The sequence below is a fragment of the Streptomyces sp. NPDC042371 genome, assembly GCF_056437465.1.
This window is the reverse complement of the sequence record NZ_JBWKAP010000010.1, coordinates 180,263-203,670: the sequence shown is the minus strand read 5'-3', so window position 1 is coordinate 203,670 and position 23,408 is coordinate 180,263. Positions and strand designations below refer to the sequence as shown.

Annotated in this window: 25 protein-coding genes and 5 tRNA genes; 7 read left to right on the top strand and 23 right to left on the bottom strand. The window is 70.3% G+C overall.

Going from position 1 to position 23,408, the window contains the following annotated elements; genetic code table 11:
- Positions 1-15: 15 nt before the first annotated feature.
- The 5 genes from AC068B_RS29435 to AC068B_RS29415 form a co-directional block, all read right to left on the bottom strand.
- Positions 16-1,113, bottom strand: coding sequence for an ATP synthase subunit B family protein (locus AC068B_RS29435; protein ID WP_478674631.1), 1,098 nt, complete (start codon positions 1,111-1,113; stop codon positions 16-18).
- Between the two features lie 111 nt (positions 1,114-1,224).
- Positions 1,225-1,704, bottom strand: a complete 480-nt coding sequence (gene coaD / locus AC068B_RS29430; RefSeq protein ID WP_356257659.1) for a pantetheine-phosphate adenylyltransferase — start codon at positions 1,702-1,704, stop codon at positions 1,225-1,227.
- Between the two features lie 26 nt (positions 1,705-1,730).
- Positions 1,731-2,324: a 16S rRNA (guanine(966)-N(2))-methyltransferase RsmD gene (gene rsmD, locus AC068B_RS29425; RefSeq protein WP_468557488.1), complete on the bottom strand. Its 594-nt coding sequence runs from the start codon at positions 2,322-2,324 to the stop codon at positions 1,731-1,733.
- An 82-nt stretch (positions 2,325-2,406) separates the two neighbouring features.
- Positions 2,407-4,629: an ATP-dependent DNA helicase RecG gene (recG, locus tag AC068B_RS29420; protein ID WP_478674630.1), complete on the bottom strand. Its 2,223-nt coding sequence runs from the start codon at positions 4,627-4,629 to the stop codon at positions 2,407-2,409.
- 50 nt (positions 4,630-4,679) lie between these two features.
- The gene (locus AC068B_RS29415) at positions 4,680-6,353 is read right to left on the bottom strand and encodes a DAK2 domain-containing protein (protein ID WP_478674629.1); all 1,674 of its coding nucleotides are present in this window, start codon (positions 6,351-6,353) and stop codon (positions 4,680-4,682) included.
- A gap of 238 nt (positions 6,354-6,591) precedes the next feature.
- Between AC068B_RS29415 and rpmB the strand changes: the two genes are divergently transcribed.
- Positions 6,592-6,777 carry a 50S ribosomal protein L28 gene (gene rpmB / locus AC068B_RS29410; RefSeq protein ID WP_016642993.1) on the top strand — a complete coding sequence of 62 codons (186 nt, stop codon included), beginning with the start codon at positions 6,592-6,594 and terminating at the stop codon, positions 6,775-6,777.
- 94 nt (positions 6,778-6,871) lie between these two features.
- Here rpmB and thiD read toward each other — a convergent pair whose 3' ends face one another.
- Both thiD and AC068B_RS29400 read right to left on the bottom strand, forming a co-directional pair.
- The gene (gene thiD, locus AC068B_RS29405) at positions 6,872-7,666 is read right to left on the bottom strand and encodes a bifunctional hydroxymethylpyrimidine kinase/phosphomethylpyrimidine kinase (protein ID WP_478674628.1); all 795 of its coding nucleotides are present in this window, start codon (positions 7,664-7,666) and stop codon (positions 6,872-6,874) included.
- A complete protein-coding gene (locus AC068B_RS29400) occupies positions 7,663-8,631 on the bottom strand; it encodes a thiamine-phosphate kinase (RefSeq protein WP_468557480.1) in 969 nt (322 codons plus the stop codon). The genes thiD and AC068B_RS29400 overlap by 4 nt, the downstream gene beginning before the upstream one ends.
- A gap of 211 nt (positions 8,632-8,842) precedes the next feature.
- On the opposite strand from AC068B_RS29400, the gene AC068B_RS29395 reads away from it, so the two are divergent.
- On the top strand, positions 8,843-9,076 hold the full coding sequence (locus tag AC068B_RS29395; protein WP_016642988.1) for an Lrp/AsnC family transcriptional regulator: 234 nt from the start codon (positions 8,843-8,845) through the stop codon (positions 9,074-9,076).
- A gap of 20 nt (positions 9,077-9,096) precedes the next feature.
- Positions 9,097-9,603, top strand: a complete 507-nt coding sequence (locus AC068B_RS29390) for a DUF3515 domain-containing protein (protein WP_478674627.1) — start codon at positions 9,097-9,099, stop codon at positions 9,601-9,603.
- 31 nt (positions 9,604-9,634) lie between these two features.
- Here the strand turns inward: AC068B_RS29390 and AC068B_RS29385 are convergent, their stop codons facing one another.
- Genes AC068B_RS29385 through AC068B_RS29375 form a run of 3 tightly spaced genes read right to left on the bottom strand, consistent with a single transcriptional unit; the run spans position 9,635 to position 12,640 of the window.
- Positions 9,635-10,792 carry a D-alanine--D-alanine ligase family protein gene (locus tag AC068B_RS29385; RefSeq protein WP_478674626.1) on the bottom strand — a complete coding sequence of 386 codons (1,158 nt, stop codon included), beginning with the start codon at positions 10,790-10,792 and terminating at the stop codon, positions 9,635-9,637.
- Positions 10,793-10,838: 46 nt separating this feature from the next.
- The gene (locus AC068B_RS29380) at positions 10,839-11,837 is read right to left on the bottom strand and encodes an NAD(P)H-dependent glycerol-3-phosphate dehydrogenase (RefSeq protein WP_478674751.1); all 999 of its coding nucleotides are present in this window, start codon (positions 11,835-11,837) and stop codon (positions 10,839-10,841) included.
- Positions 11,838-11,863: 26 nt separating this feature from the next.
- Complete coding sequence (locus tag AC068B_RS29375) at positions 11,864-12,640, bottom strand: lysophospholipid acyltransferase family protein (protein WP_478674625.1); 777 nt, start codon at positions 12,638-12,640, stop codon at positions 11,864-11,866.
- Positions 12,641-12,795: 155 nt separating this feature from the next.
- Here AC068B_RS29375 and cofC point away from each other — a divergent pair, with 155 nt between their 5' ends.
- Both cofC and AC068B_RS29365 read left to right on the top strand, forming a co-directional pair.
- A complete protein-coding gene (gene cofC, locus AC068B_RS29370) occupies positions 12,796-13,431 on the top strand; it encodes a 2-phospho-L-lactate guanylyltransferase (protein WP_478674624.1) in 636 nt (211 codons plus the stop codon).
- A 14-nt stretch (positions 13,432-13,445) separates the two neighbouring features.
- Complete coding sequence (locus AC068B_RS29365) at positions 13,446-13,649, top strand: hypothetical protein (RefSeq protein ID WP_478674623.1); 204 nt, start codon at positions 13,446-13,448, stop codon at positions 13,647-13,649.
- Positions 13,650-13,746: 97 nt separating this feature from the next.
- Here AC068B_RS29365 and AC068B_RS29360 read toward each other — a convergent pair whose 3' ends face one another.
- The 4 genes from AC068B_RS29360 to leuC all read right to left on the bottom strand — a co-directional run bounded on the left by AC068B_RS29360 (position 13,747) and on the right by leuC (position 17,118).
- Positions 13,747-14,448 (bottom strand): HU family DNA-binding protein, encoded by a 702-nt coding sequence (locus AC068B_RS29360; protein ID WP_478674622.1) that lies wholly within the window; start codon positions 14,446-14,448, stop codon positions 13,747-13,749.
- A gap of 161 nt (positions 14,449-14,609) precedes the next feature.
- A complete protein-coding gene (locus AC068B_RS29355; RefSeq protein WP_055564463.1) occupies positions 14,610-14,846 on the bottom strand; it encodes an SCO5555 family protein in 237 nt (78 codons plus the stop codon).
- A gap of 248 nt (positions 14,847-15,094) precedes the next feature.
- Positions 15,095-15,688: a 3-isopropylmalate dehydratase small subunit gene (gene leuD, locus AC068B_RS29350; protein WP_478674621.1), complete on the bottom strand. Its 594-nt coding sequence runs from the start codon at positions 15,686-15,688 to the stop codon at positions 15,095-15,097.
- A 5-nt stretch (positions 15,689-15,693) separates the two neighbouring features.
- Entirely contained in the window at positions 15,694-17,118 is a 1,425-nt protein-coding gene (gene leuC / locus AC068B_RS29345; protein ID WP_478674620.1) for a 3-isopropylmalate dehydratase large subunit, read from the bottom strand.
- Positions 17,119-17,298: 180 nt separating this feature from the next.
- Here leuC and ndgR point away from each other — a divergent pair, with 180 nt between their 5' ends.
- On the top strand, positions 17,299-18,018 hold the full coding sequence (gene ndgR, locus AC068B_RS29340; RefSeq protein ID WP_268773680.1) for an IclR family transcriptional regulator NdgR: 720 nt from the start codon (positions 17,299-17,301) through the stop codon (positions 18,016-18,018).
- 131 nt (positions 18,019-18,149) lie between these two features.
- Here the strand turns inward: ndgR and AC068B_RS29335 are convergent, their stop codons facing one another.
- A complete protein-coding gene (locus AC068B_RS29335) occupies positions 18,150-18,635 on the bottom strand; it encodes a DUF4188 domain-containing protein (protein WP_478674619.1) in 486 nt (161 codons plus the stop codon).
- Between the two features lie 106 nt (positions 18,636-18,741).
- Here AC068B_RS29335 and AC068B_RS29330 point away from each other — a divergent pair, with 106 nt between their 5' ends.
- On the top strand, positions 18,742-19,404 hold the full coding sequence (locus AC068B_RS29330) for a MerR family transcriptional regulator (RefSeq protein WP_478674618.1): 663 nt from the start codon (positions 18,742-18,744) through the stop codon (positions 19,402-19,404).
- 42 nt (positions 19,405-19,446) lie between these two features.
- On the opposite strand, the gene AC068B_RS29325 is transcribed toward AC068B_RS29330, so the two are convergent.
- From AC068B_RS29325 to AC068B_RS29290, 8 genes are all read right to left on the bottom strand, one after another.
- Positions 19,447-19,519, bottom strand: a tRNA-Glu gene (locus AC068B_RS29325).
- A gap of 28 nt (positions 19,520-19,547) precedes the next feature.
- Positions 19,548-19,619: transfer RNA gene (locus AC068B_RS29320), tRNA-Gln, on the bottom strand.
- Positions 19,620-19,650: 31 nt separating this feature from the next.
- Positions 19,651-19,723: transfer RNA gene (locus AC068B_RS29315), tRNA-Glu, on the bottom strand.
- 62 nt (positions 19,724-19,785) lie between these two features.
- Positions 19,786-19,858: transfer RNA gene (locus AC068B_RS29310), tRNA-Glu, on the bottom strand.
- A gap of 41 nt (positions 19,859-19,899) precedes the next feature.
- Positions 19,900-19,971, bottom strand: a tRNA-Gln gene (locus AC068B_RS29305).
- Positions 19,972-20,058: 87 nt separating this feature from the next.
- A complete protein-coding gene (locus AC068B_RS29300; RefSeq protein WP_478674617.1) occupies positions 20,059-20,787 on the bottom strand; it encodes an HAD family hydrolase in 729 nt (242 codons plus the stop codon).
- Between the two features lie 195 nt (positions 20,788-20,982).
- On the bottom strand, positions 20,983-22,461 hold the full coding sequence (gltX, locus tag AC068B_RS29295) for a glutamate--tRNA ligase (RefSeq protein WP_356257123.1): 1,479 nt from the start codon (positions 22,459-22,461) through the stop codon (positions 20,983-20,985).
- On the bottom strand, positions 22,454-23,230 hold the full coding sequence (locus AC068B_RS29290) for a fumarylacetoacetate hydrolase family protein (RefSeq protein WP_478674616.1): 777 nt from the start codon (positions 23,228-23,230) through the stop codon (positions 22,454-22,456). Before AC068B_RS29290 ends, gltX begins: the two co-directional genes overlap by 8 nt.
- Between the last annotated feature and the right edge of the window lie 178 nt (positions 23,231-23,408).

Genomic DNA, 23,408 nt, shown 5'->3' with positions numbered 1-23,408 from the left:
CCGGCCCCGGGGCCGTCAGCGCCCCTGTTCGTACTGGCGCAGCTGCTCGGCGCTGATCATGGTCGTGTCGAAGAGACTGGTCTCCTCGAGCGTCGCGGCAGGCGCCTCGTACCGGGGCTGCTGGGGCTGCTGGGGCTGCTGGGGCTGTTCGTAGCCCTGCTGCGGATAGCCGTACTGGTCGTGCTGCTGGTGCTGCTGGTACGCGTACGGATCCTGCTGGGCGTACTGCTGCTGGTACGCGTACTGGTCCTGCTGCTGGTACCCGTCGTGCTGGGGGTACCCGTACGGGTCCGGCTGCTGCTGCGGCGGCGCGTAGGGCTGCTGGGCCGGGATCGGCGGCGGGGCCTGGGCGGGCTGCGGCGGGGCGGGCTCCGCGGCTGCGGCGGCCGACGGTCCCGCGAGGTCCGCGAGGCCCGCCAAGTAGTCGGCGTCGGTGGTGTGCCCCTGGGCGGCGGCGCCCTCGCCCAGGGTGCCGAGCTCGTCGGCGGGGGCCCGGCCGTGCAGGGTCTGGCGGCCCCGTCCGACGGCCTCCAGGGTCTTGGCGAGGACCGCCTCGAAGGCGCCGAGCTTGGCGTCGACGTACGCGTCGGCGTCGCGGCGCAGCGTCTCGGGGTCGTGGCTGCGCTCGGGGGCGTCCTCGTCCTCGTAGCCCTGCTCGTCGAGGCCGGGTCCGGTGCCGAGGAGCTTCTCGCGGCCGCGGCCGACCGAGCCGAGGGTCTTGGTGAGGACGACCTCGAAGTTGGCGAGCTTGCTGTCCACGTACTCGTCGGCCTCGACGCGGACCTCTTCGGCGGTCTGCCGGGCCTCCGTGAGGATGCGGTCGGCCTCGCCCTGGGAGTTGCGGGCGACCTCGGTGTCGGAGATCAGGGAGCCGCGCTCGGCGTGCGCGGTCTCGATGATCCGCTCCGCCTCCTGGCGGGCCTGCTCGACGAGCTGCTCGCGGCCGCCGATGAGCTCCTGGGCCTGGGCGAGGGAGCCCGGCAGGGCCTGGCGCACCTCTTCGAGCATCGAGAGCAGATCGGCGCGGTTGACCACGCACGAGGCCGACATGGGCATGGACCGGGCGCTGCCGATCGCCTGGACGATCTCGTCGATCTTCTTCTGCACGTCCACCGTGTGCTCGCCACTCTCTACAGCTGGTTGGGAGACGGACGGGACGACTGTAAGGCCAGTGACCGCCCGCCCGACACCGGGTGACGGTCTGTCAGTGCTCCTGCCGCGGGGTCACTTCTTGCCCAGCCGTTCGGTCAGGGCCTCGTGGACGAGCGGCGGCAGCAAATGCGCGACGTCGCCGCCCCAGGCAGCGACCTCCTTGACCAGCGAGGAGGAGAGGAAGCTGTAGGTGGGGTTGGTCGGCACGAAGAGGGTCTCGACGCCGGAGAGGCCGTTGTTCATCTGGGCCATCTGGAGTTCGTAGTCGAAGTCGCTGACCGCTCGCAGACCCTTGACGATGGCCGGGATGTCGCGCTGCTTGCAGAAGTCGACGAGGAGGCCGTGGAAGGACTCCACCTCGACGTTGCCGAAGTCGGCGGTGACCTGGCGGATCATCTCGATCCGCTCCTCGATCTCGAAAAGGCCCTTCTTCGACTGGTTGATCATCACCGCGACGTGCACCACGTCGTACAGCTTGGAGGCGCGGGCGATGATGTCGAGGTGTCCATTGGTGATGGGGTCGAATGACCCCGGACAGACGGCGCGGCGCAACGTGAGTCCCTCGCTCTCCGGTCCGGTCATGGCGCGATCACTGAGTCGTCGCACGTAGAGGCGGCGCGACCGTACCAAAACGTCCCTTCGCCGTAGCGACGGGACCTGAGGGCCTCGAAACCCTCCGGCCAGCCGAAGACACCGCCTCTTGTACTGCGTTCAACGGTGACGAGCGCATCGTCCGTGAGCCAGCCCTCCGAGCGGAGTGTGAGGAGGATCTCCCGAAGATCGTCATCGGTGACGGCGTACGGCGGATCGAGGAAGACCAGGTCGTACGGGCTGGTGGGAGCGCCTCCCTGGACGATCTGGGCGGCTTTGCCCGCCCGTACGTCGGCGCCCGGCAGGGCCACCGCCTTCACGTTCTCCCGGATGGTGCGCGCCGCCCTGGCGTCGGCCTCGACGAGCAGGGCGTGGGCGGCGCCGCGGGACAGCGCCTCCAGACCGACGGCTCCTGAGCCCGCGTACAGGTCCAGGACGCGTGCCCCGTCGAGCGTGCCCTGGAGGGCCTGCCAGGTGGAGAAGAGGCCCTCGCGCGCGCGGTCGGACGTGGGGCGGGTGCCGTTGCCCGGCGGGACGGCCAGGCGGCGTCCGCCGGCCGTGCCGGCGATCACGCGGGTCATCTGATTCCTTCTGGCTGGCTGGGGTGCGCCACGTCGGTGGGTTCACCGGTGGGCTGACTCCACGATATGGCGTACACCCCGGTCAGCCCTTGTCGAGGTACTGCTCCCGCTCCGCGTCGAGCAGCGCGTCCAGTGCGGTGCGCAGCGCGGGCAGCCGCTCCAGGTCGGGGTCGTCGGCGACCACGGTGACCGCCTCCTCGCGGGCGGCGGCGATGATCTCCTCGTCCTCGATGACCGCGAGCATCCGCAGGCTGGAGCGGACGCCGGACTGGGCCTGGCCGAGGACGTCGCCCTCGCGGCGCTGCTCCAGGTCGATGCGGGAGAGCTCGAAGCCGTCGAGCGTCGAGGCGACGGCGCCCAGGCGGCCGCGGGCGGGGCTCGCCTCGGGCATGTCGGTGACCAGGAGGCAGAGGCCGGGGGCCGAGCCACGGCCGACGCGGCCGCGGAGCTGGTGCAGCTGGGAGACGCCGAAGCGGTCCGCGTCCATGATCACCATGGCCGTGGCGTTCGGCACGTTCACCCCGACCTCGATGACCGTCGTCGCGACCAGGACCTGGGTCTCCCCGGCGGCGAAGCGGCGCATCACGGCGTCCTTGTCGTCCGGCTGCATGCGCCCGTGCAGCACCTCGACCTTGAGGCCGCTCAGTGGGCCGCGGGCGAGCTGCTCGGCGACGTCGAGGACGGCGAGCGGGGGCCGCTTCTCGGCGGTGGCCTCCTCCTCGGCCTTCTTCTCGGCCTTTTTCCTGGCCTTCTTCGGGTCGGCGGCCTCGTCCACGTCGTCGCCGATGCGGGGGCAGACCACGTACGCCTGGTGGCCGTTCTCCACCTCCTCGCGGACGCGCTCCCACGCGCGGGCCAGGAAGTGCGGCTTGTCCTCGGCAGGGACGACATGGCTGGCGATCGGCGAGCGCCCGGCGGGGAGCTGGTCGAGGACGGATGTCTCCAGGTCTCCGAAGACGGTCATCGCCACGGTGCGCGGGATCGGCGTGGCCGTCATGACCAGGAGGTGCGGGGGCTGCTTGCCCTTGCCGCGCAGGGCGTCGCGCTGCTCGACGCCGAAGCGGTGCTGCTCGTCGACGACGACGAGCCCCAGGTCGTGGAACTGGACCTTGTCCTCGATCAGCGCGTGGGTGCCGATCACGATCCCGGCCTCTCCGGTGACCAGGTCGAGCAGGGCCTGCCTGCGGGTGGCCACCCCCATGGAGCCGGTGAGCAGCGTGACCTTGGTGGCGTGCTCGGTGCCGCCCAGCCTGCCGCCCTCGGCCAGCTCGCCCATCATCTCCACGATGGAGCGGTGGTGCTGCTGTGCGAGGACTTCGGTGGGCGCGAGCATCGCGGCCTGCCCGCCCGCGTCCACCACGGCGAGCATGGCGCGCAGCGCGACCATCGTCTTGCCCGAACCGACCTCTCCCTGGAGGAGGCGGTGCATCGGGTGTTCGGTCGCGAGGTCGTCGAAGATCTCCTTGGAGACCTTCTCCTGGCCCTCGGTGAGCGTGAAGGGCAGCTTGGCGTCGAACGCGTCGAGGAGACCGCCCGCCTTGGGCCTGCGGGCCACGGCGGGGAGCTGCGCGTCCGCGTACCGCCGCCGGGCCAGGGCTACTTGGAGGACGAAGGCCTCGTCCCACTTGAGGCGGTCGCGAGCGGCCTCGATGTCCGCCTTGGAGTGCGGCCGGTGGATCTTCAGGAGGGCTTCGGTGAGCGGGAGGAGGCCGCGCCCGTCGCGGAGGGCGGGCGGCAGCGGGTCCTGGGCCTCCTGGGCGCTGGGCAGGACCATGTCGACCGACTTGGCGATCTTCCAGGACTCCAGCTTGGCGGTGGCCGGATAGATCGGCAGCTGGGCGCCCGCCCAGGAACCGACGGCCTCGCCCACCTCGTCGCCCTCGGCCTTCAGCGGTTCGTACGCCGGGTGGGCGAGCTGCATCTTGCGGTTGAAGACCGACACCTTGCCCGCGAACATCGCGCGGGTGCCGGGCAGCAGGTCCTTGTGCGGCTTGTGGATGCCGCGGCCGAAGAAGACGAGCTGGACCTGGCCGCTGCCGTCGGTGATCGTGACTTCGAGGCGCTGGCCGCGGCCGCCGTTGAACGTCAGGATGCGTGCGCTCGCGACCTGGGCGACCACCGTGACGTGCTCGTCCAGGGGGAGGTCGGCGAGGCGGGTCAGCTCACCACGCTCGGCATAACGCCGGGGGTAGTGGTGCAGGAGGTCGCCGACCGTGTGCAGGTCGAGGTGCTCGGCCATCACCTTCGCGGTGGCGGGGCCGACCACTTTCTTCAGGGGTTCTTCGAGCGCAGGCACGAGATCCATTGCACACCACGCCACTGACAATGCGGTGCAGGTCCCCAGGATCCGCCCGGCTACTCCACGCCGATCAGCAGCAGCGCCGACTGCCGACCGCCGCGGTAGACCACGGTGTCGACGGCCAGATACGCCTCGCGGACGTGCTTCTCCAGGTGCTCCGCGACGGTGTCGGGCACGGATTCGCCGAGCACGAGCGTGACCATCTCGCCGCCCGCCGACAGCATGCGGTCGAGGACCGAGACTGCGGTGCGGGCCACCTCGGAGCCGATCACCGCGACATCGCCGTCGATCAGGCCGAGCACGTCGCCCGCCTGGCAGATGCCCGCCATGGTCCAGGACTGCCGCTCGGCGACGGCCAGTTCGCCGTACCGGGTCGCGCCCGCCGCCGAGGTCATGGCGACGACGTCCTCGTCGAAGCGGCGGTCCGGCTCGTGCACGGCGAGCGCCGCGATGCCCTGGACCGCGGAGCGGGTGGGGATCAGCGCGACCCGTACGCCTTCCGTGCGGGCCTGTTCCGCCGCGGCGGCCGCGGTGTGCCGCAGCTCGGCGTCGTTGGGCAGGAGCACCACCTCGCGGGCGTGCGCCCGCCGGATCGCGTCGACGAGCTCGCCGCTCGCGGGCGGCTCCCCCACGCGCGCGGGCACGGTGGTCGCCCCGGCCTCGGAGTAGAGCCCGGCGAGGCCCTCGCCGGGCACGACGGCGACGATGGCCCGTTGGGTGCGTTCCCGGGGCGGCTGGGCGGTGGTGTGCGCGTCGTCCGCGCCGAAGTGGGTGATCCGGATGCGGTGGGGGCGGCCCGCCTCCACCCCGGCCTCGACGGCCGCTCCCGCGTCGTCGACGTGGACGTGGACGTTCCAGAGCCCGTCGCCGCCGACCACGACGAGCGAGTCGCCGAGCCGGTCGAGCCGGGCCCGCAGCCGGGTGACGGCCGCATCGTCCGCCTCCAGGAGGTAGATCACCTCGAAGGCGGGGCTGCCCTCGTCGCCGGGCACGTCCGCGCACTCGACGGCCTCCACGCGCGCGTGGGCATGGACCGACCCCTTGGGATGCGCCGAGTGCGCCGCCGCGCTCTTGGAGACCACGGTCCCGCCCGACAGGGCACCCGTCAGCGCCCCCAGAACGGCCACGAGCCCCCGCCCTCCGGCATCCACCACTCCCGCGCGGCCGAGCACCGCGAGCTGTCCCGGCGTCGCGTCCAGCGCCGCGCAGGCGCCTTCGTACGCCGCCCTGGCCACTGCCCCGCAGTCGCCGTCGGTACCGGTGGCCGCATCGGCCGCCGCGGTCGCCACCGTCAGGACGGTGCCTTCTACGGGGTGGGCGACCGCCTGGTACGCGGACTCGGCGGCCTGCTGCAGCGCACGCTCCAGGACCCGCCCTTCGACGTGATCTGCCTCACCACCCGGCTGCCCCTCGCCGCCGATGACCTGCGCCATCCCCCGCAGCAGCTGCGACAGGATCGTGCCGGAGTTCCCACGGGCCCCTATGAGCGCTCCGTGCGCCATCGCGCGCACCGTCTCGGCCAGTGAGGGGAGGGCGGGCTCATGGCCCGTGAACGCGGCGTCGACCGCCTGGGAGGCGGATTCCACGGTCAGATAGAGGTTCGTCCCGGTGTCCCCGTCGGCGACCGGATAGACGTTGATGGAGTCGATCTCCTCGCGGGCCCTGCCGAGGGCGTCCAGAGCCAGTCGGCACCAGGCGCGCACCGCGACCGCGTCGAGGTTCTGCGGCACCTGTTCGCCTCCTTGACCATCCGGAATGGACGCAGCGTAGACCCAGGGTGAACGGGGGGACCGGGGCGGGGGCCGGGCCGTCCGTGGTAGTTTCGTTGTACCGAAGCAGTCGTTGTATGCTGCTCCGGTTGCCCGATACGCATCGGGCCATTCCTCCTGGCAACGCCACTTCGATCATTGCACTGATCCCGGCATGCCGGGTTTAACCGTAAGTGCATCTGAAGTCTTGGAGTGACCCGTGGCTGCCAACTGCGACGTCTGTGGCAAGGGGCCGGGCTTCGGCAACAACATCTCGCACTCGCACCGCCGTACGCCCCGTCGCTGGAACCCGAACATCCAGCGTGTGCGTGCCGTGGTGAGCGGGACGCCGAAGCGCCTCAACGCTTGCACCTCGTGCATCAAGGCCGGCAAGGTCTCGCGCTGACGCCAGCGCGGCCACCTAGCTGGTTGCTGAAAGAGCCGGTTCCCCTTCGGGGGGACCGGCTCTTTCGTATGCCCTTCCGCGGACCGGAACCGGCCTACGCCTCCCTGAACCGCCAGCCGTGATCCACCGGCCCGATCCCGCCGCCGAGCGCGAACCCCTCGGCGATCGCCCCGGTGACGTACTCCTTGGCCGCCATGACGGCCTCCGGCACGCCCTGCCCCTTCGCCAGCTGCGACGCGATCGCGCTGGCAAGGGTGCAGCCTGTGCCGTGCGTGTGGCGGTTGTCGTGCCGGGGGGCGCGCAGGACGTGCTCCTCGGAGCCGTCGGTGAGCAGGTCCACGGCGTCGCCGCGGAGGTGGCCGCCCTTGATGAGCACCCACTTCGGCCCGTAGGCGAGGACGGCGGCCGCCGCGCGCCGCAGGCCGTCCTCGGAGTCGACCTCGATGCCGGTGAGTTGCGCGACCTCGTCGAGGTTGGGGGTCGCGACCGTGGCGGCCGGAAGCAGCTTCGTGCGGACCGAGTCCAGCGCGGACGCCGCGAGCAGCGAATCGCCGTGCTTGGAGACGCCGACCGGGTCGACGACTGCGGGCGCGTCCGTCCCCGCGAGCAAGTCGGCGACCGTCTCGACCAGTTCGGCCGAGGCGAGCATGCCCGTCTTCACGGCCTGTACGCCGATGTCGTCGACGACGCTGCGGTACTGGGCCCGCACCGCCTCCACGGGAAGCTCCCAGAAGCCCTGCACGCCCAGGGAGTTCTGCGCGGTGACGGCCGTGACGACGCTCATGCCGTGCGTGCCGAGGGCGAGCATCGTCTTCAGGTCGGCCTGGATGCCCGCGCCGCCGCCGGAGTCGGATCCGGCGACGGTCAGGACCCGCGGCGGGGCCGTCACTCGGCGTCCCCGTTGTCCCCGAAGTGGTCCCAGCCCTTGCTGGTCCACGGGGCGCCGTCCACGGTCACCTGGGGCAGCGCGGAGGGGTTGAGGACCTCGCCGATGACCTTCCAGCGGGCGGGCAGCTTCACGTCCGCGGGGAAGGTCGCCACGATGGCGTGGTCCTCGCCGCCGTTGAGCACCCACTGGAGCGGGTCGACGCCGACGGCCTGCCCGATGTCGTTCATCTGCGAGGGCACGTCGACGTCTCCGGAGCGGATGTCGATGCGCACCTTGCTGGACTCGGCGATGTGCCCGAGGTCGGCGATGAGGCCGTCGCTGACGTCCGTCATGGAGGTCGCGCCGAGCCCGGCGGCCGCGGGGCCCGCGTGGTACGGCGGTTCGGGCCTGCGGTGGGCCTCCACGAAGGCGCGCGGCGAGCGGAAGCCGCGGGAGAGCACGGCGTGCCCGGCCGCGGACCAGCCGAGCCAGCCCGTCACGGCGACGACGTCGCCGGGCTGGGCGCCCGCGCGCGTGACCGGCTCGTGGTTGCGCAGGTCGCCGAGGGCGGTGATCGCGACGGTGATCGTGTCGCCGCGCACCACGTCGCCGCCCACGACGGCCGCGCCCGCGACCTGACACTCGTCCCTGAGGCCGTCCATCAGCTCGGTGGGCCAGCTCGCGGGGAGCTCGGCGGGCACGACCAGGCCGAGCAGCAGCGCGGTCGGCACGGCGCCCATGGCCGCGATGTCGGCGAGGTTCTGCGCCGCGGCCTTGCGGCCCACGTCGTACGCGGTGGACCAGTCGCGGCGGAAGTGCCGCCCCTCAAGGAGGATGTCGGTGCTCGCCACGACCCTGCGGTCCGGAGCGGACACGACCGCGGCGTCGTCGCCGGGGCCGAGCCGTACGGCCGGTGTGGAGGTGAGCCGCGAAGTGAGCTCTCTGATGAGCCCGAACTCCCCCAACTCGCCCACGGATCCCTTCACCGAGTCTCACCATGCCCTTTCAAGCTGCCCGGCCCCCGGTCGCGAGCCGTCTCTGTCGTCGGTACGGTCGACGTGACCGTCAACTTCTGTTGTCCGTCCACCACGATGTGCGCGCCACAGGTCACCCGGGTCTCCCCGCGGCAAGCGGCGACGCGGTACCGTGGCGTCCCTTTCTCCCCCACATGATCCTCGTGGCCGCCCTGGAGGTTCCGTGGTACAGGCGTACATCCTGATCCAAACAGAGGTCGGCAAGGCGTCGACCGTCGCCGAGCTGATCGGCAAGATCCCGGGAGTCATCCAGGCCGAGGACGTGACCGGACCCTACGATGTCATCGTCCGCGCGCAGGCGGACACGGTGGACGAACTCGGCCGCATGGTGGTCGCCAAGGTCCAGCAGGTGGACGGCATCACCAGAACTCTGACCTGCCCGGTCGTGCACTTGTAGCCCCCGTCTACCCTGGCCCGGTGAACATCCCCCACCTCCGGCGCCGCTGCCTCACAGGAACGTCCGCCCTCGCCCTGTTGATCGCGACAGTGGCCTGTTCAGCTACGGACGACGAGGCGTCAGTGGTGGTTCCTTCCCCGGCCGCGAAGGCCGCGGGCCTCTGCCGGGACCTGCACGAACAGCTGCCGGAAAAGGTCGACGGGCTGGGGCGCACCGACCCCGGTCCGAAGTCCGAGCTGACCGCGGGGTGGGGAGACCCGGCGATCATACTGCGCTGCGGTGTGCCGCGGCCCCCCAAGATGGTCGACCCCTCCTATGCACCGAAGAACGGCGTGAAGGTGAACGGCGTGGCCTGGCTCCTGGAGAAGCAGGACGACGGTTCGTACACCTTCACCACCGGTGCGCGCCTCGCCTATGTGGAGGTGACGCTGCCCGAGGAGCGGACGGGGGACGGTCTGGGTCCGCTCACGGACTTCGCCGCCCCCGTCAAGAAGACGATCCCCGTGGGGATCGGCAAGACCTCCTGAGGTCTGACGGGGGCAGCTCTTCGGGCAGGCGTCAGCGCAGGCCCGTGGAGCGGGTGAGGGCCGCCTGGATGAGGCGGTCCACCAGCTCGGGGTAGCTGACGCCGCTCTTCTCCCACATCTGCGGGTACATCGAGATGGGCGTGAAGCCCGGCATCGTGTTGATCTCGTTGATCACGAACCGGCCGTCCTCGGTGAGGAAGAAGTCGGCGCGCACCAGGCCCTCGCAGGACGCCGCCTCGAACGCCTCGACGGCGAGCCGCTGGATCTCCGCGGTCTGCTCGGGCGTCAGCGGCGCGGGCACGATGCCGGGCGCCGAGTCGATGTACTTCGCGTCGAAGTCGTAGTAGTCGTGCGACTGCACGGGCGGGATCTCGGCCGGGACGCTCGCGCGCGGGCCGTCCTCGAACTCCAGGACGCCGCACTCGATCTCGCGGCCGCGCAGCAGCGCCTCGATGAGGATCTTGGGGTCGTGGTGCTGCGCCTCGGCGATGGCCTCGTCGAGGCCTTCGAAGGAGTCGACCTTCGTGATGCCGATCGAGGAGCCCGCGCGCGCGGGCTTGATGAACAGCGGCCAGCCGTGTTCGCCCGCGAACTCCGCGATGCGCTGACGGGCGCCCGCCTCGTCCTGCTGCCACTCGCGCGGGCGGATCACCAGGTACGGGCCGACGTTCAGCCCGAAGGAGGAGAACACCCGCTTCATGTAGTCCTTGTCCTGGCCGACAGCCGAGGCGAGGACGCCGGAGCCCACGTAGGGCACTCCGGAGAGCTCCAGCAGGCCCTGGAGGGTGCCGTCCTCTCCGTAGGGACCGTGCAGCATCGGGAAGACGACGTCGACCTCGCCGAGCGCCTTGGGCACGGAGCCGGGCTCGCTGTAGACGACCTCGCGGTTGCCCGGGTCGAGGGGCAGCACCACGCCGCCCTCGACGGAGTCGGCGAGTTCGGTGACGCTCGGCATCTTGCGGTCGGCGATGGCCATCCGCTCGGGCTCGTCGGCGGTGAGCGCCCAACGGCCGTCCGTGGTGATGCCGATCGGCAGGACGTCGTACTTGGTGCGGTCGATGGCGCGCAGCACGGCGCCTGCCGTGACGACGGAGATGCCGTGCTCCGAGCTGCGGCCGCCGAACACGACGGCCACGCGCGGCTTGCGGGGCGACTGCTCAGGGCTCTGGGGGAGGTTCTCGCTGCTCATATCGCGTTGAGAGTACCCGTTGGTACCGAAGTAGTCAGGTGTGCCTTCAGCGGCGCTCGGGCTTGGCGCTGCGCGACATGAGGTCCTTGAGGGCGACCATCGGGGGCGTGCCCTCGTGCACGATGCCCACGACGGTCTCCGTGATGGGCATGTCGACGCCGTGCCTGCGGGCCAGATCCAGCACGGACTCGCAGGACTTGACGCCCTCTGCGGTCTGCTTGGTGACCGCGATGGTCTCCTCCAGGGTCATGCCCTTGCCGAGGTTGGTACCGAAGGTGTGGTTGCGCGAGAGCGGCGAGGAGCAGGTGGCCACCAGGTCGCCCAGGCCCGCGAGTCCGGAGAACGTCAGCGGGTCAGCGCCCATGGCGAGCCCGAGCCGGGTGGTCTCGGCGAGGCCGCGCGTGATGAGCGATCCCTTGGCGTTGTCCCCGAGGCCCATGCCGTCCGCGATGCCGACGGCGAGGCCGATGACGTTCTTCACGGCGCCGCCGAGTTCGCAGCCGACGACGTCGGTGTTCGTGTACGGGCGGAAGTACGGCGTGTGGCAGGCGGTCTGGAGGCGCTGTGCGACGGCCTCGTCCCGGCAGGCGACCACGGCGGCGGCGGGCTGCCGCGCGGCGATCTCACGGGCGAGGTTGGGGCCCGTGACGACGGCGATCCGGTCCGCGGGGACCTTCGTGACGTCCTCGACGACCTCGCTCATCCGCATGGCGGAGCCCAGTTCGACGCCCTTCATGAGGGAGACGAGGACGGTCTCGGGGGCCAGCAGCGGCGCCCACTCGGCGAGGTTGCCGCGCAGCGTCTGCGAGGGCACCGCCAGGACCGTGAAGTCGGCGTCCGCGGCGGCCTCGGCCGGGTCGGAGGTCGCCCGGAGGTTCTCGGGGAGCCGCACACCGGGGAGGTAGTCCGGGTTCGTCCGCGTGGAGTTGACGGCGTCGGCGAGTTCGGCGCGACGGCCCCACAGGGTGACGTCGCAGCCCGCGTCGGCGAGCACCATGCCGAAGGCCGTACCCCAGGAGCCCGTTCCGAAGACGGCGGCCTTCATCGGGCCTGCCGAGTTCACGGGGTTCGTCACTTGCTGTCCTCCGAGGTGCTCTCCGCGGGGCCTGCGGCTCCGCGGTCTGCCTTGCGTCGTTGTTCAAGCCGCGCCCTGCGCGGGTCGTACGGCGTATCGGGGGCCTTCTCGCCCCGGACCTCCTCCAGGATGTCGGTGATCGCGGCCATGATGGTCTCGGTCACCTCGCGCAGCACCTCGGGCGTCGGCTCCTTGCCGTAGAAGCGCGACAGGTCGACCGGCGGTCCCGCCTTCACCTGGAGGGTCTTGCGCGGGAAGAAGGTGGGCTTCTTGCTGTACGGCGGCAACGCGAGGTTGGCACCCCACTGGGCGACGGGAATCACCGGGCACTTGGTCTTCAGGGCGACCCGCGCGGCACCGGACTTGGCCGTCATCGGCCACATGTCGGGGTCCCTGGTGAGGGTGCCCTCGGGGTAGAAGGCGACGCACTCGCCGCGCTCGATGGCGTCGACGGCGGCGCGGAAGGCATCCAGCGCGTTCGTGGTCTCGCGGTAGACCGGGATCTGGCCCGTGCCCTTCATCACCTTGGCGACAAAGCCGCCCTTGAAAAGGCCGTCCTTTGCCAGGAATCGCGGCACTCGCCCGGTGTTGTACTGGTAGTGCGCGTAGGAGAACGGGTCGATATGAGAGTTGTGATTCACCGCCGTGATGAATCCTCCGTCGGCCGGAATGTGTTCCATTCCACGCCAGTCCCGCTTGAACAGAACCACCAGCGGCGGTTTAGCAATGACCGCCGCCAGGCGGTACCAGAAGCCGATTCTGCGGCGGGACACTCGGACACCTTCCTCCATGAACCTGGTCGGCCGCACAAGTGTCGCCCCAGGCTGCCTGTCTGTCGAGAACACCGTACGCCCACCCCTTCTCCGCCACCCCGTGCACCGGCCCTCCAGCAGGTCACAATGGGCGCGACGCGAAGGACGGAGCGCTCGTGCAGTGGACCCTGGTCATACCCCTGAAGCCGCTGGCGCGTGCCAAGAGCAGGCTCGCCGCCACCGCCGGGGACGGTCTCCGCCCCGGCCTGGCCCTGGCGTTCGCGCAGGACACCGTGGCAGCCGTGGTGGCGTGCCCCGGGGTGCGCGATGTGGTGGTCGTCACGGGCGACGCCGTCGCGGGGCGCGAGCTCGCCGCGCTGGGCGCCCGAATCGTCGCCGACGAGCCGGGCGGCGGCCTGAATGCCGCTCTGACGCACGGAGCGGCCTTCGTGCGCGCCGAGCGGCCCGAAGCGCCCGTCGCGGCCCTGAACGCCGATCTGCCCGCGCTGCGTCCGGTCGAATTGGCCCGCGCCCTCGACGGTGCCGCCTCTTTTCCCCGCGCATTCATGCCTGATGCCGAAGGAATCGGTACGACGCTGCTGTGCGCGGCGGCGGGAACGGAATTGCGTCCGGCATTCGGTACGGCATCGCGGGCCCGGCACGCGACGTCCGGAGCCGTGGAACTCTCGCTCGACGGCGTCGATTCCGTACGCAGGGACGTGGACACCGGAGAGGACCTGCGCGCCGCTCTCGCGCTCGGTGTGGGGCCGCGCACCGCCGAGGTCGCGGCGGGCCTGCTCATCCCCGACTGAGTACGCTGCCTTCCATGCAGGCGACCGCGTACACGTACGACTCCGAGACCCGCAGCGGCAGTGTGCTGCTCGACGACGGGACCCCCGTGTCCTTCGAGGCCGCCGCGTTCGACGCGGGCGGGCTGCGGCTGCTGCGGCCCGGGCAGCGCGTGCGCATCGAGGTCGACGGCGAGGGCGAGGCGCGCCGCATCACCCTGGTGACCCTGCAGACGTTCTGATCCGCGGCCCTGCGGCCGCGGTGACAGGCCTGTACGCACGACGCGGGCCGGGCTCCCCCGTGGGAGTCCGGCCCGGCGCGTGAGTGCCCTCGTGCCCTTACTTCTTGCGGGCCGTGGCCTTCTTGGCGGTCGTCTTGCGCGCCGTGGACTTCTTGGCGGGCGCCTTCTTGGCGGTGGCCTTCTTCGCCGGCGCGGTCTTCTTGGCCGTGGCCTTCTTCGCCGGGGCGGCCTTCTTGGCGGTGGCCTTCTTGGCGGCCGGGGCGGCCTTCTTGGCCGTCGCCTTCGTGGCCGTCTTCTTGGCGGTGGCCTTCTTCGCCGCTGCCTTCTTGGTCGTCGCCGTGGCCTTCTTGGCGGTGGTCTTCTTGGCGGTGGCCTTCTTCGCCGTCGCCGTGGCCTTCTTCGCGGTGGCCTTCTTCGCGGTGGTGGCCTTCTTCGCCGCCGCCTTCTTGACCGTCGCCGAAGCACCGCCGGTCAGGCTGCCCTTGGGCGCCTTCTTGACCGCGACGTCGTTCTTCGGGAGCTTCTTCGAGCCGCTCACCAGGTCCTTGAAGCCCTGTCCGGCACGGAAGCGCGGAACCGAGGTCTTCTTGACCCGCACGCGCTCCCCGGTCTGGGGGTTGCGGGCGTAACGAGCCGGACGGTCGACCTTCTCGAACGAGCCGAAGCCGGTGACCGAAACCCGGTCCCCGCTGACCACGGCACGGACGACGGCGTCCAGGACCGCGTCGACGGCGTCGGCGGCCTGCTGGCGGCCGCCCACCTTGTCGGCAATCGCTTCTACGAGCTGCGCCTTGTTCACGTCTTCCCCTTCGGAGACATTGCCGGGAGCGAAATACTCCGGCTTTTTCGCACGTTAGGCAGATATATACCGCAAATCAAACACGAAACGGGCTAATCACCCTTGTGCCGCAACGAAGTGGCCCATCTCGGAGTTCCTCGAAGGTCCGTTGAGGCTGCAGCTCAGCCGTCTTGGGGGAATCGACCCTCGTCTGCTTCGTCGAGGGACGCCATCAATCGCTCCAGACGCCTTGCCGCATCGGCGAGATCGTGTTTGGCCGCGGCCGTAATGACCAGCAGCTTCCGGGTCAGCGCCATCCGTACGCCCTCCGGGACTTGCAGTGCGCGCACTCGGGAGTGCGCTTCCTTCAGTTGGTCCGCGACGAGCCCGTAAAGCTCGAGTTGGCTGTCACGTCCCATGCACCGATTGTGCCATCTGGGGCGAGTTGTCGCCTCCGCAGGGGGTAACTGCCGCCGTCCGCCGCCTTCCTGAGGGTACCCCGTCACGCCGAGTACAAGGGGATTTCCAGCCTCTTCTTCCTTCTCGGGCAAGGGAGTTGAGACCACCCGTTCAGGTCAGCCGGTACCCCCGGACGGCCACACACAGACGTACCCCCAACCGTTCACGATTGGGGGTACGTCGGGGTGTTGCGGGGTGTTGCGAGGTGTCAGACCTGCACGGTCCGAGGCTTGTACGAGGGGCGCCCGGACTCGTACGTGGCGATGTCCGGCTCGTTCTGCAGGGTGATGCTGATGTCGTCCAGGCCGTTCAGCAGGCGCCAGCGGGCGTTCTCGTCGAGCTCGAAGTCGGCGGTGACGCCCTCCGCGCGGACCTGGCGATCCTGCAGGTCAACGGTGATTTCGGCCTGCGGATCCCGCTCCGTCAGCTCCCAGAGCGCGTCCACGACCTTCTGGTCCAGCACCACGGTGAGCAGGCCGTTCTTCAGCGAGTTGCCCCGGAAGATGTCGGCGAAGCGGGACGAGATGACGGTCTTGAACCCGAAGTTCTGCAGCGCCCACACGGCGTGCTCACGGGAGGATCCGGTGCCGAAGTCGGGGCCCGCGACCAGGACCGTGGAGCCCTGTCGCTCGGGGCGGTTGAGGACGAACTCCGGGTCCTTGCGCCAGGCCTCGAAGAGCCCGTCCTCGAAACCGTCCCTGGTGACCTTCTTGAGCCAGTGAGCAGGGATGATCTGGTCGGTGTCGACGTTGCTGCGGCGCAGCGGAACGGCCCGGCCGGTGTGCGTGGTGAATGCTTCCATGGTTCTCAGACTCCGGCGGTCACAGGGGCGTCGGACAGGTCGGCGGGCGATGCGAGGTGGCCGGTGACCGCGGTGGCGGCGGCGACCTGCGGGGACACCAGGTGGGTGCGCCCGCCCTTGCCCTGCCTGCCTTCGAAGTTGCGGTTCGACGTGGACGCCGAGCGCTCGCCCGGAGCCAGTTGGTCGGGGTTCATGCCCAGGCACATCGAGCAGCCCGCGTGCCGCCATTCGGCGCCCGCACTGGTGAAGACCTTGTCCAGACCCTCGTCCATCGCCTGCAGGGCCACCCGGACCGAGCCGGGGACAACCAGCATCCGTACGCCGTCGGCGACTTTGCGGCCCTCGACGATGGAGGCCGCCGCGCGCAGGTCCTCGATGCGGCCGTTGGTGCACGAGCCTACGAAGACGGTGTCGACCTTGATGTCCCGCAGCGGCTGCCCCGCGGTCAACCCCATGTACTCCAGGGCCTTTTCGGCGGCGAAGCGCTCCGAAGCGTCTTCGTACGAAGCCGGGTCGGGGACGTTCGCCGAAAGCGGCGCTCCCTGGCCCGGGTTGGTGCCCCAGGTGACGAACGGCGCCAGCGAGGCGGCGTCGATGTAGACCTCGGCGTCGAAAACGGCGTCGTCGTCGGTCTTCAGGGTCTTCCAGTACGCCACCGCGGCGTCCCAGTCCTCGCCCTGCGGGGCGTGGGCGCGGCCCTCGATGTAGTCGAAGGTGGTCTGGTCCGGGGCGATCATCCCGGCGCGGGCGCCCGCCTCGATGGACATGTTGCAGATGGTCATCCGCGCCTCCATCGAGAGCTTCTCGACGGCCGGGCCGCGGTACTCCAGGACGTACCCCTGGCCGCCACCGGTGCCGATCTTCGCGATGATGGCGAGGATCAGGTCCTTGGCCGTGACGCCGTCGGGCAGTTCGCCGTCAACGGTGATGGCCATGGTCTTGGGGCGGGCCATCGGCAGCGTCTGGGTGGCCAGTACGTGCTCGACCTGGGAGGTGCCGATGCCGAACGCCAGCGCGCCGAAGGCGCCGTGGGTGGAGGTGTGCGAGTCGCCGCAGACCACCGTGGTGCCGGGCTGGGTCAGTCCCAGCTGCGGTCCCACCACGTGGACGACGCCCTGCTCGACGTCGCCCAGCGGGTGCAGGCGCACCCCGAACTCGGCGCAGTTCTTGCGCAGCGTCTCCAGCTGCGCCCGCGAGACCGGGTCGGCGATGGGCTTGTCGATGTCGAGGGTCGGGGTGTTGTGATCCTCGGTCGCGATGGTGAGGTCGAGGCGGCGCACCGGCCGACCGGCCTGACGGAGGCCGTCGAAGGCCTGCGGGCTTGTCACCTCGTGCAGCAGGTGCAGATCGATGAAGAGGAGGTCGGGCTCGCCCTCGGCGCGCCGGACGACGTGGTCGTCCCAGACCTTCTCCGCGAGTGTCCTACCCATCGCTTTCCCTCCGACCGGCCGCTTCGCCGGCCCAACTAGAGAATCCGTTCGCCGACGCGCGTACCCCTCGTGCCGCGCGTCGACCGCCGATCCGTTGGTCCGCGGATCGCTCGTACAGAGTGGCGCGTCTCGCAGAAAATTGAACTTGCGTTTCACAGAGTGAGACGGGAGTATCGACGCATGGACAACTCTAGCGGCGTAGGCGTTCTGGACAAGGCGGCTCTTGTCCTGGGCGCTCTGGAGTCCGGTCCGGCCACCCTCGCGGGCTTGGTCGCGGCCACCGGGCTCGCACGACCCACGGCCCACCGACTGGCCGTGGCACTGGAACACCACCGGATGGTGGCCCGGGACATGCAGGGCCGTTTCATTCTCGGCCCCCGCCTCTCGGAGCTCGCGGCGGCAGCGGGCGAGGACCGCCTGCTCGCCACGGCGGGCCCGGTCCTCACCCACCTGCGCGACGTCACGGGCGAGAGCGCGCAGCTCTACCGCCGCCAGGGCGACATGCGCATCTGCGTGGCCGCGGCGGAGCGCCTCTCGGGCCTCAGGGACACCGTCCCCGTCGGCTCGACGCTCACGATGAAGGCGGGCTCCTCCGCCCAGATCCTGATGGCGTGGGAAGAGCCGGAGCGCCTGCACCGCGGCCTCCAGGGCGCCCGCTTCACGGCCACGGCCCTTTCGGGTGTACGGCGCCGGGGCTGGGCCCAGTCGATCGGCGAGCGCGAGCCGGGCGTGGCATCCGTCTCCGCGCCGGTGCGGGGCCCCTCGAACCGCGTGGTCGCCGCCGTCTCGGTCTCCGGGCCGATCGAGCGCCTGACCCGCCACCCCGGCCGCATGCATGCGCAGGCGGTCATCGACGCCGCCGGACGCCTCTCCGAGGCCCTGCGCCGCTCCGGCGGCTGACGCCCCGGCGCCGAAAGCGCCCTCGCACGCACAGCGCCGGAAGAAGCTGCCTCAACGCCGCGGCAGCCTCTTCCGGCGCTTTTCTGTGCCCTTCCGCCCCCGGACACCCCACAGGGCACCTGCCGAGGGCGTCAGGCCCTGCTCAGCCGGTCGGCGGCCCGATCCCCGCGGCGGCCGACCGGAATCACGCCGGTGGCCTCACCCAGGCCGAACGGCGGCATGTTCACGTACACCGCCTCATGGGCACCGGCCCGCACCACGAACGTCTCGTGCCAGAAGCCGACCTTGCCCCGGCCCTCCCTGATGCGACGGTTGAAGGCCGCCCACGCGGGCCGGTGGGCCTTGTCCTGCGCGGTCGAGTACGCCAGCAGCTTCTCCTGCGACTCCCAGTACTGGACCACGTACACCAGGCGCGCCCCGCCGAACAGGAGCCGGTAGCCCAGCATTCCGCTCTCCCGGTCCCGCGACAGCTCCTTCAGCATGCGGGGCATCGCCATGAAGACGGGCCACCAGCTGCGGACGGCGCGGAGGGCATTGATGCGCATCCCGATGTGGAAGACGACCACGTCGCCTTCCGCCTCGGCGGTCATGCGCCCTTCGATCGGCTTGCTGCCCATGACGGTTCCCCCTTGACGGAGCTCTGGCCGAACGTTGGATAGTTCTGCTATCCATGCTTGGATAGTGGCACTCTCCAAAGAGGAGCGCAAGAGGAGGCACGAACCGATGAGACTGGCGGAACTGAGCCGGCGCAGCGGGGTCCCCACGGCCACGATCAAGTACTACCTGCGCGAGGGACTGCTCCCGCCGGGCCACCGCGTGACGGCGACGCAGGCCGAGTACGACGACGCCCATCTGCAGCGGCTCCGGCTCGCGCGGGCGCTGGTCCAGGTGGGCCGGGTGCCGATCGCGTCGGCGCGCGAGGTGCTCACCGCACTGGAGGACGACTCCCTGGACCACAACTCCCGCCTGGGAACGGCGGTATGGGCGCTGCCGCACGGCCCGGAGCCCACCGCGGACGACCCGCCCCAGGAGGCGGCGCGGCGCACGGTGGACGCCCTGCTGGAACGCCTCGGCTGGCGGAACGCCCGGGAGTACGGAGCCGAGTCGCCCGCGCATCGGATGCTGGTGACCGCCGTGGACACCCTGGCCCGGCTCGGATACCCGTGCACCGTGGCGGACTTGGCGCCGTACGCGCGCGCGGGGCGGCAACTTGCCGACACGGACCTGGACTTGATCGAGCGGTACGAGTCGCCGGACGAGCAGTTGGAGGCGGCGGTCGCACTCACGGTGCTCTACGAGCCGGTCCTGCTGAGCCTGCGCCGCATGGCGCAGGCCGAGGAGTCCAACCGGCGCTACGGGCAGGAGCCGGAGGCGCCGCAGGCATGACGAAAGGGCCCTCCCTCACGGGAAGGCCCTCTGCCGTTCTTGTACCCCCGACCGGATTCGAACCGGCGCTACCGCCTTGAGAGGGCGGCGTGCTAGGCCGCTACACAACGGGGGCAAGGATCTTGTGTTGTCACGCGATCCAGCTGGGCTACCAGGACTCGAACCTAGAACAACGGAACCAGAAACCGTCGTGTTGCCAATTACACCATAGCCCAATGCGGTCTAGACCAGGTCTAGTACCTTCAGTACCCCCGACCGGATTCGAACCGGCGCTACCGCCTTGAGAGGGCGGCGTGCTAGGCCGCTACACAACGGGGGCCCTAGCGATCCTGCATCAGTGACAGTGGGTGCGACCCGATCTGTCCCCGCGGGAAGGATCTGTACCCCCGACCGGATTCGAACCGGCGCTACCGCCTTGAGAGGGCGGCGTGCTAGGCCGCTACACAACGGGGGCATTGTGGATGAGATCCACAAGGTGCAGATGAGCTCTGCGAGCTGGCCTACCAGGACTCGAACCTAGACTAACGGAACCAGAAACCGTCGTGCTGCCAATTACACCATAGGCCATCAAAGCGCCACCCCTTGAGGGGGTTTTGTTTGACTTGCGCTTCCCGGCCGGACCTTTCGGCCCTCTCGGGCGGCGCAGGAAGAACATTACCCGAAGGTGGACGGCGCTCCAAAACGGGTATCCGCCCGCAGCAGTGCGGGGAGCTCGGAGAGCTCCTTGATGCGGTGCACGCCCGACGGACCTTGCCCCGCCGAGCCGTTGCGGTCGAGCCAGATCCCGAGCAGGCCCGCGTCCCTGGCGCCCCTGGCGTCGATCTCCGGCTGGTCGCCCACGTAGGCGATCTCGGCGGGGGCTAGGTCCAGACGGGCGCAGACGGCGAGGAAGGCTTCGGCGGCGGGCTTGGAGACGCCGAGGTCGGCGGCGCACAGCACGGCCTCGAAGCGGTCGCGCACGCCGAGGACGGTCAGCTTGCGCTCCTGGACGGACAGCGCGGAGTTGGAAAGGACCGCGTGGCGGTACTCGTCGGCGAGGGCGTCCAGGGTGGGCACGGTGTCGGGGAAGAGGGACCAGGCGGATTCGTAGTGCCCGACGTAACGCTCGAACCAGGCGTCGGCGTCGTCGTCGGAGAGCGCAGGGACGTCCAGGAAGTCGCGCACACGGTCGCGGCGCTGCTCCTGGAAGGTCAGTCCCCCGGCGCCGAAGCGGGCCCAGTGGTGCTCGGTGAGCTCCCGCCAGCGGTCGAGCGCGCGCTCCGCGGAGCCGTACCGCTCCAGGAGGCCCTCGGCCGTGAGGTGCGCGTGCATGCCGGTGCTGTCGGCGCGCGCGTAGTCGAAGATCGTGTCGTCGATGTCCCAGACCACGGCTTTGATCGGCATGGGGTCGACGGTAATCGCAGCTGCCGCTCCCGGCTGGGGGTTCGGGGGTTATCCCCCGAAGAACGCAGTGTCGATGTCCCAGACCACGGCTTTGATCGGCATGCTTCGACCGTATGCGAAGGACCCGGCAGCCGTGAGGGCTTCCGGGTCCTTCGTGTGTACGTCACATGCGTCACGTGCGTCGCGTACGTCTGACTAGGCGGTCAGCTTCGTCAGGGCCGCGTCGATGCGGGACAGCGCCTTCTCCTTGCCCAGGATCTCCAGGGACTCGAAGAGGGGCAGGCCGACGGTGCGGCCGGTGACGGCGACGCGGACCGGGGCCTGGGCCTTGCCGAGCTTCAGGCCGTGCTCCTCGCCGGCGGCCAGGACGGCCTCCTTGAGGGACTCGGGGGAGGTCCAGTCGGCCGCGTCCAGCTTGGCGCGGGCCGTGCGCAGGAGCGCGTCGGAGCCCTCCTTCATGGCCTTCGTCCAGCTCGCCTCGTCGAAGACCGGCTCCGACAGGAACAGGAAGTCGACGTTGTCCGTGATCTCGGAGAGGACCTTGACGCGGGTCTGGGCGTGCGGGGCGATCGCTGCCCAGGCGGACTCGTCGAAGTCCTCGGGGGCCCAGTTGGCGTGCGGGGCCCGCAGCCAGGGCTCGCAGGCCTCGGCGAAGGCCTTCACGTCCAGCATGCGGATGTGGTCGGCGTTGATCGCCTCGGCCTTCTTCAGGTCGAAGCGGGCCGGGTTGGCGTTCACGTCCGCGAGGTCGAACTTGGCGACCATGTCGGGGATCGAGAAGACGTCCTGGTCCGCGGAGAACGACCAGCCCAGGAGGGAGAGGTAGTTGAGCAGGCCCTCCGGGAGGAACCCGCGCTCCCTGTAGAGGTTGAGCGAGGCCTGGGGGTCGCGCTTGCTCAGCTTCTTGTTGCCCTCGCCCATGACGTACGGGAGGTGGCCGAACTCGGGGATGCCCTTGGCGATGCCCAGCTCGATCAGCGCCTTGTAGAGGGCGATCTGGCGGGGCGTGGAGGAGAGCAGGTCCTCGCCGCGCAGGACGTGGGTGATCTCCATCAGGGCGTCGTCGACCGGGTTGACCAGCGTGTACAGCGGAGCGCCGTTGGCGCGCACGATGCCGTAGTCGGTGACGTTCTCCGCCTGGACGGTGATCTCGCCGCGGACCAGGTCGGTGAAGGTGGTGGCCTCGTCAGGCATCCGGAAGCGGACGATGTGGCTGCGGCCCTCGGCCTCGTACGCCTGCTTCTGCTCGGCGGTGAGGTCGCGGCAGTGGCCGTCGTAGCCCGACGGCTTGCCTGCGGCGCGGGCGGCCTCGCGGCGCGCGTCCAGTTCCTCGGTGGTGCAGTAGCAGGGGTAGGCGTAGCCACCCTCGATGAGCTTGGCCGCGACGTCCTTGTAGATGTCCATGCGCTGCGACTGGCGGTACGGCGCGTGCGGGCCGCCGACCTCGGGGCCCTCGTCCCAGTCGAAGCCCAGCCAGCGCATCGAGTCGAGCAGCTGCTCGTACGACTCCTCGGAGTCGCGAGCCGCGTCGGTGTCCTCGATGCGGAAGACCAGGGAGCCCTCGTTGTGCCGGGCGTAGGCCCAGTTGAAGAGGGCGGTGCGGACCAGGCCCACGTGGGGGTTGCCGGTCGGCGAGGGACAGAACCGTACGCGTACGGGGGTCGCGTTAGCCACGCTTGATCACCTTGTTGGTGAGAGTGCCGATGCCTTCGATGGTGACGGCGACCTCGTCGCCGACGTTGAGGGGGCCGACCCCTGCCGGGGTGCCCGTGAGGATGACGTCGCCGGGGAGCAGCGTCATGGCCTCGGAGATGTTCACGATCAGATCTTCGATGGAGTGGGTCATCTCGCTGGTGCGGCCGAGCTGGCGCTGCTGTCCGTTGACCGTGCACTGGATGGTGAGGTCGCTCGGGTCGAGCTCGGTCTCCACCCAGGGGCCGAGCGGGCACGCGCTGTCGAAGCCCTTGGCCCGCGCCCACTGCTTCTCGCGGCGCTGGACGTCACGCGCGGTGACGTCGTTGGCGCAGGTGTAGCCGAAGATCACGTCCTTGACCCGCTCGCGCGGGACCTCGCGGCACATGCGGCCGATGACCACGGCCAGCTCGGCCTCGTGGTGCAGCTCCTCGGAGAACGAGGGGTACGTGATGGCGTCACCGGTGCCGACCAGCGAGGTGGACGGCTTGAGGAACGCGAAGGGGGCGTCCGGGACCTCGTGACCGAGCTCCGCCGCGTGCTCCTTGTAGTTGCGGCCGAAGGCCACGATCTTGTTCGGGAGCACCGGCGGGAGCAGGCGGACCTTGCTCAGCGGGACCTTGGTGCCGGACAGCTCGAAGTCGGCGTACGGGATGCCCTTGATGATGTCGAGGACGAGCCCGTCGGGGCCCTGCCCCTCGACTACTCCGTAGCCGACATTGCCGTCGATGGAGAACCTGGCGATGCGCACGCTCTAGCCTCTTGGGGTGGTTGCGGTGTGACACCCCAGGCTAACGCGGGGGCCTGCGGCCCGCTGACGGCCTCTTGAGCGTGGCCCTGCGCCTTCGCCGCTGTCGATCGCCGCTTCGCGGCTCGTCCTCAAACACGGACAGGCTGAAAACGCCGGACAGGCTGAAATGGCTCCGCTG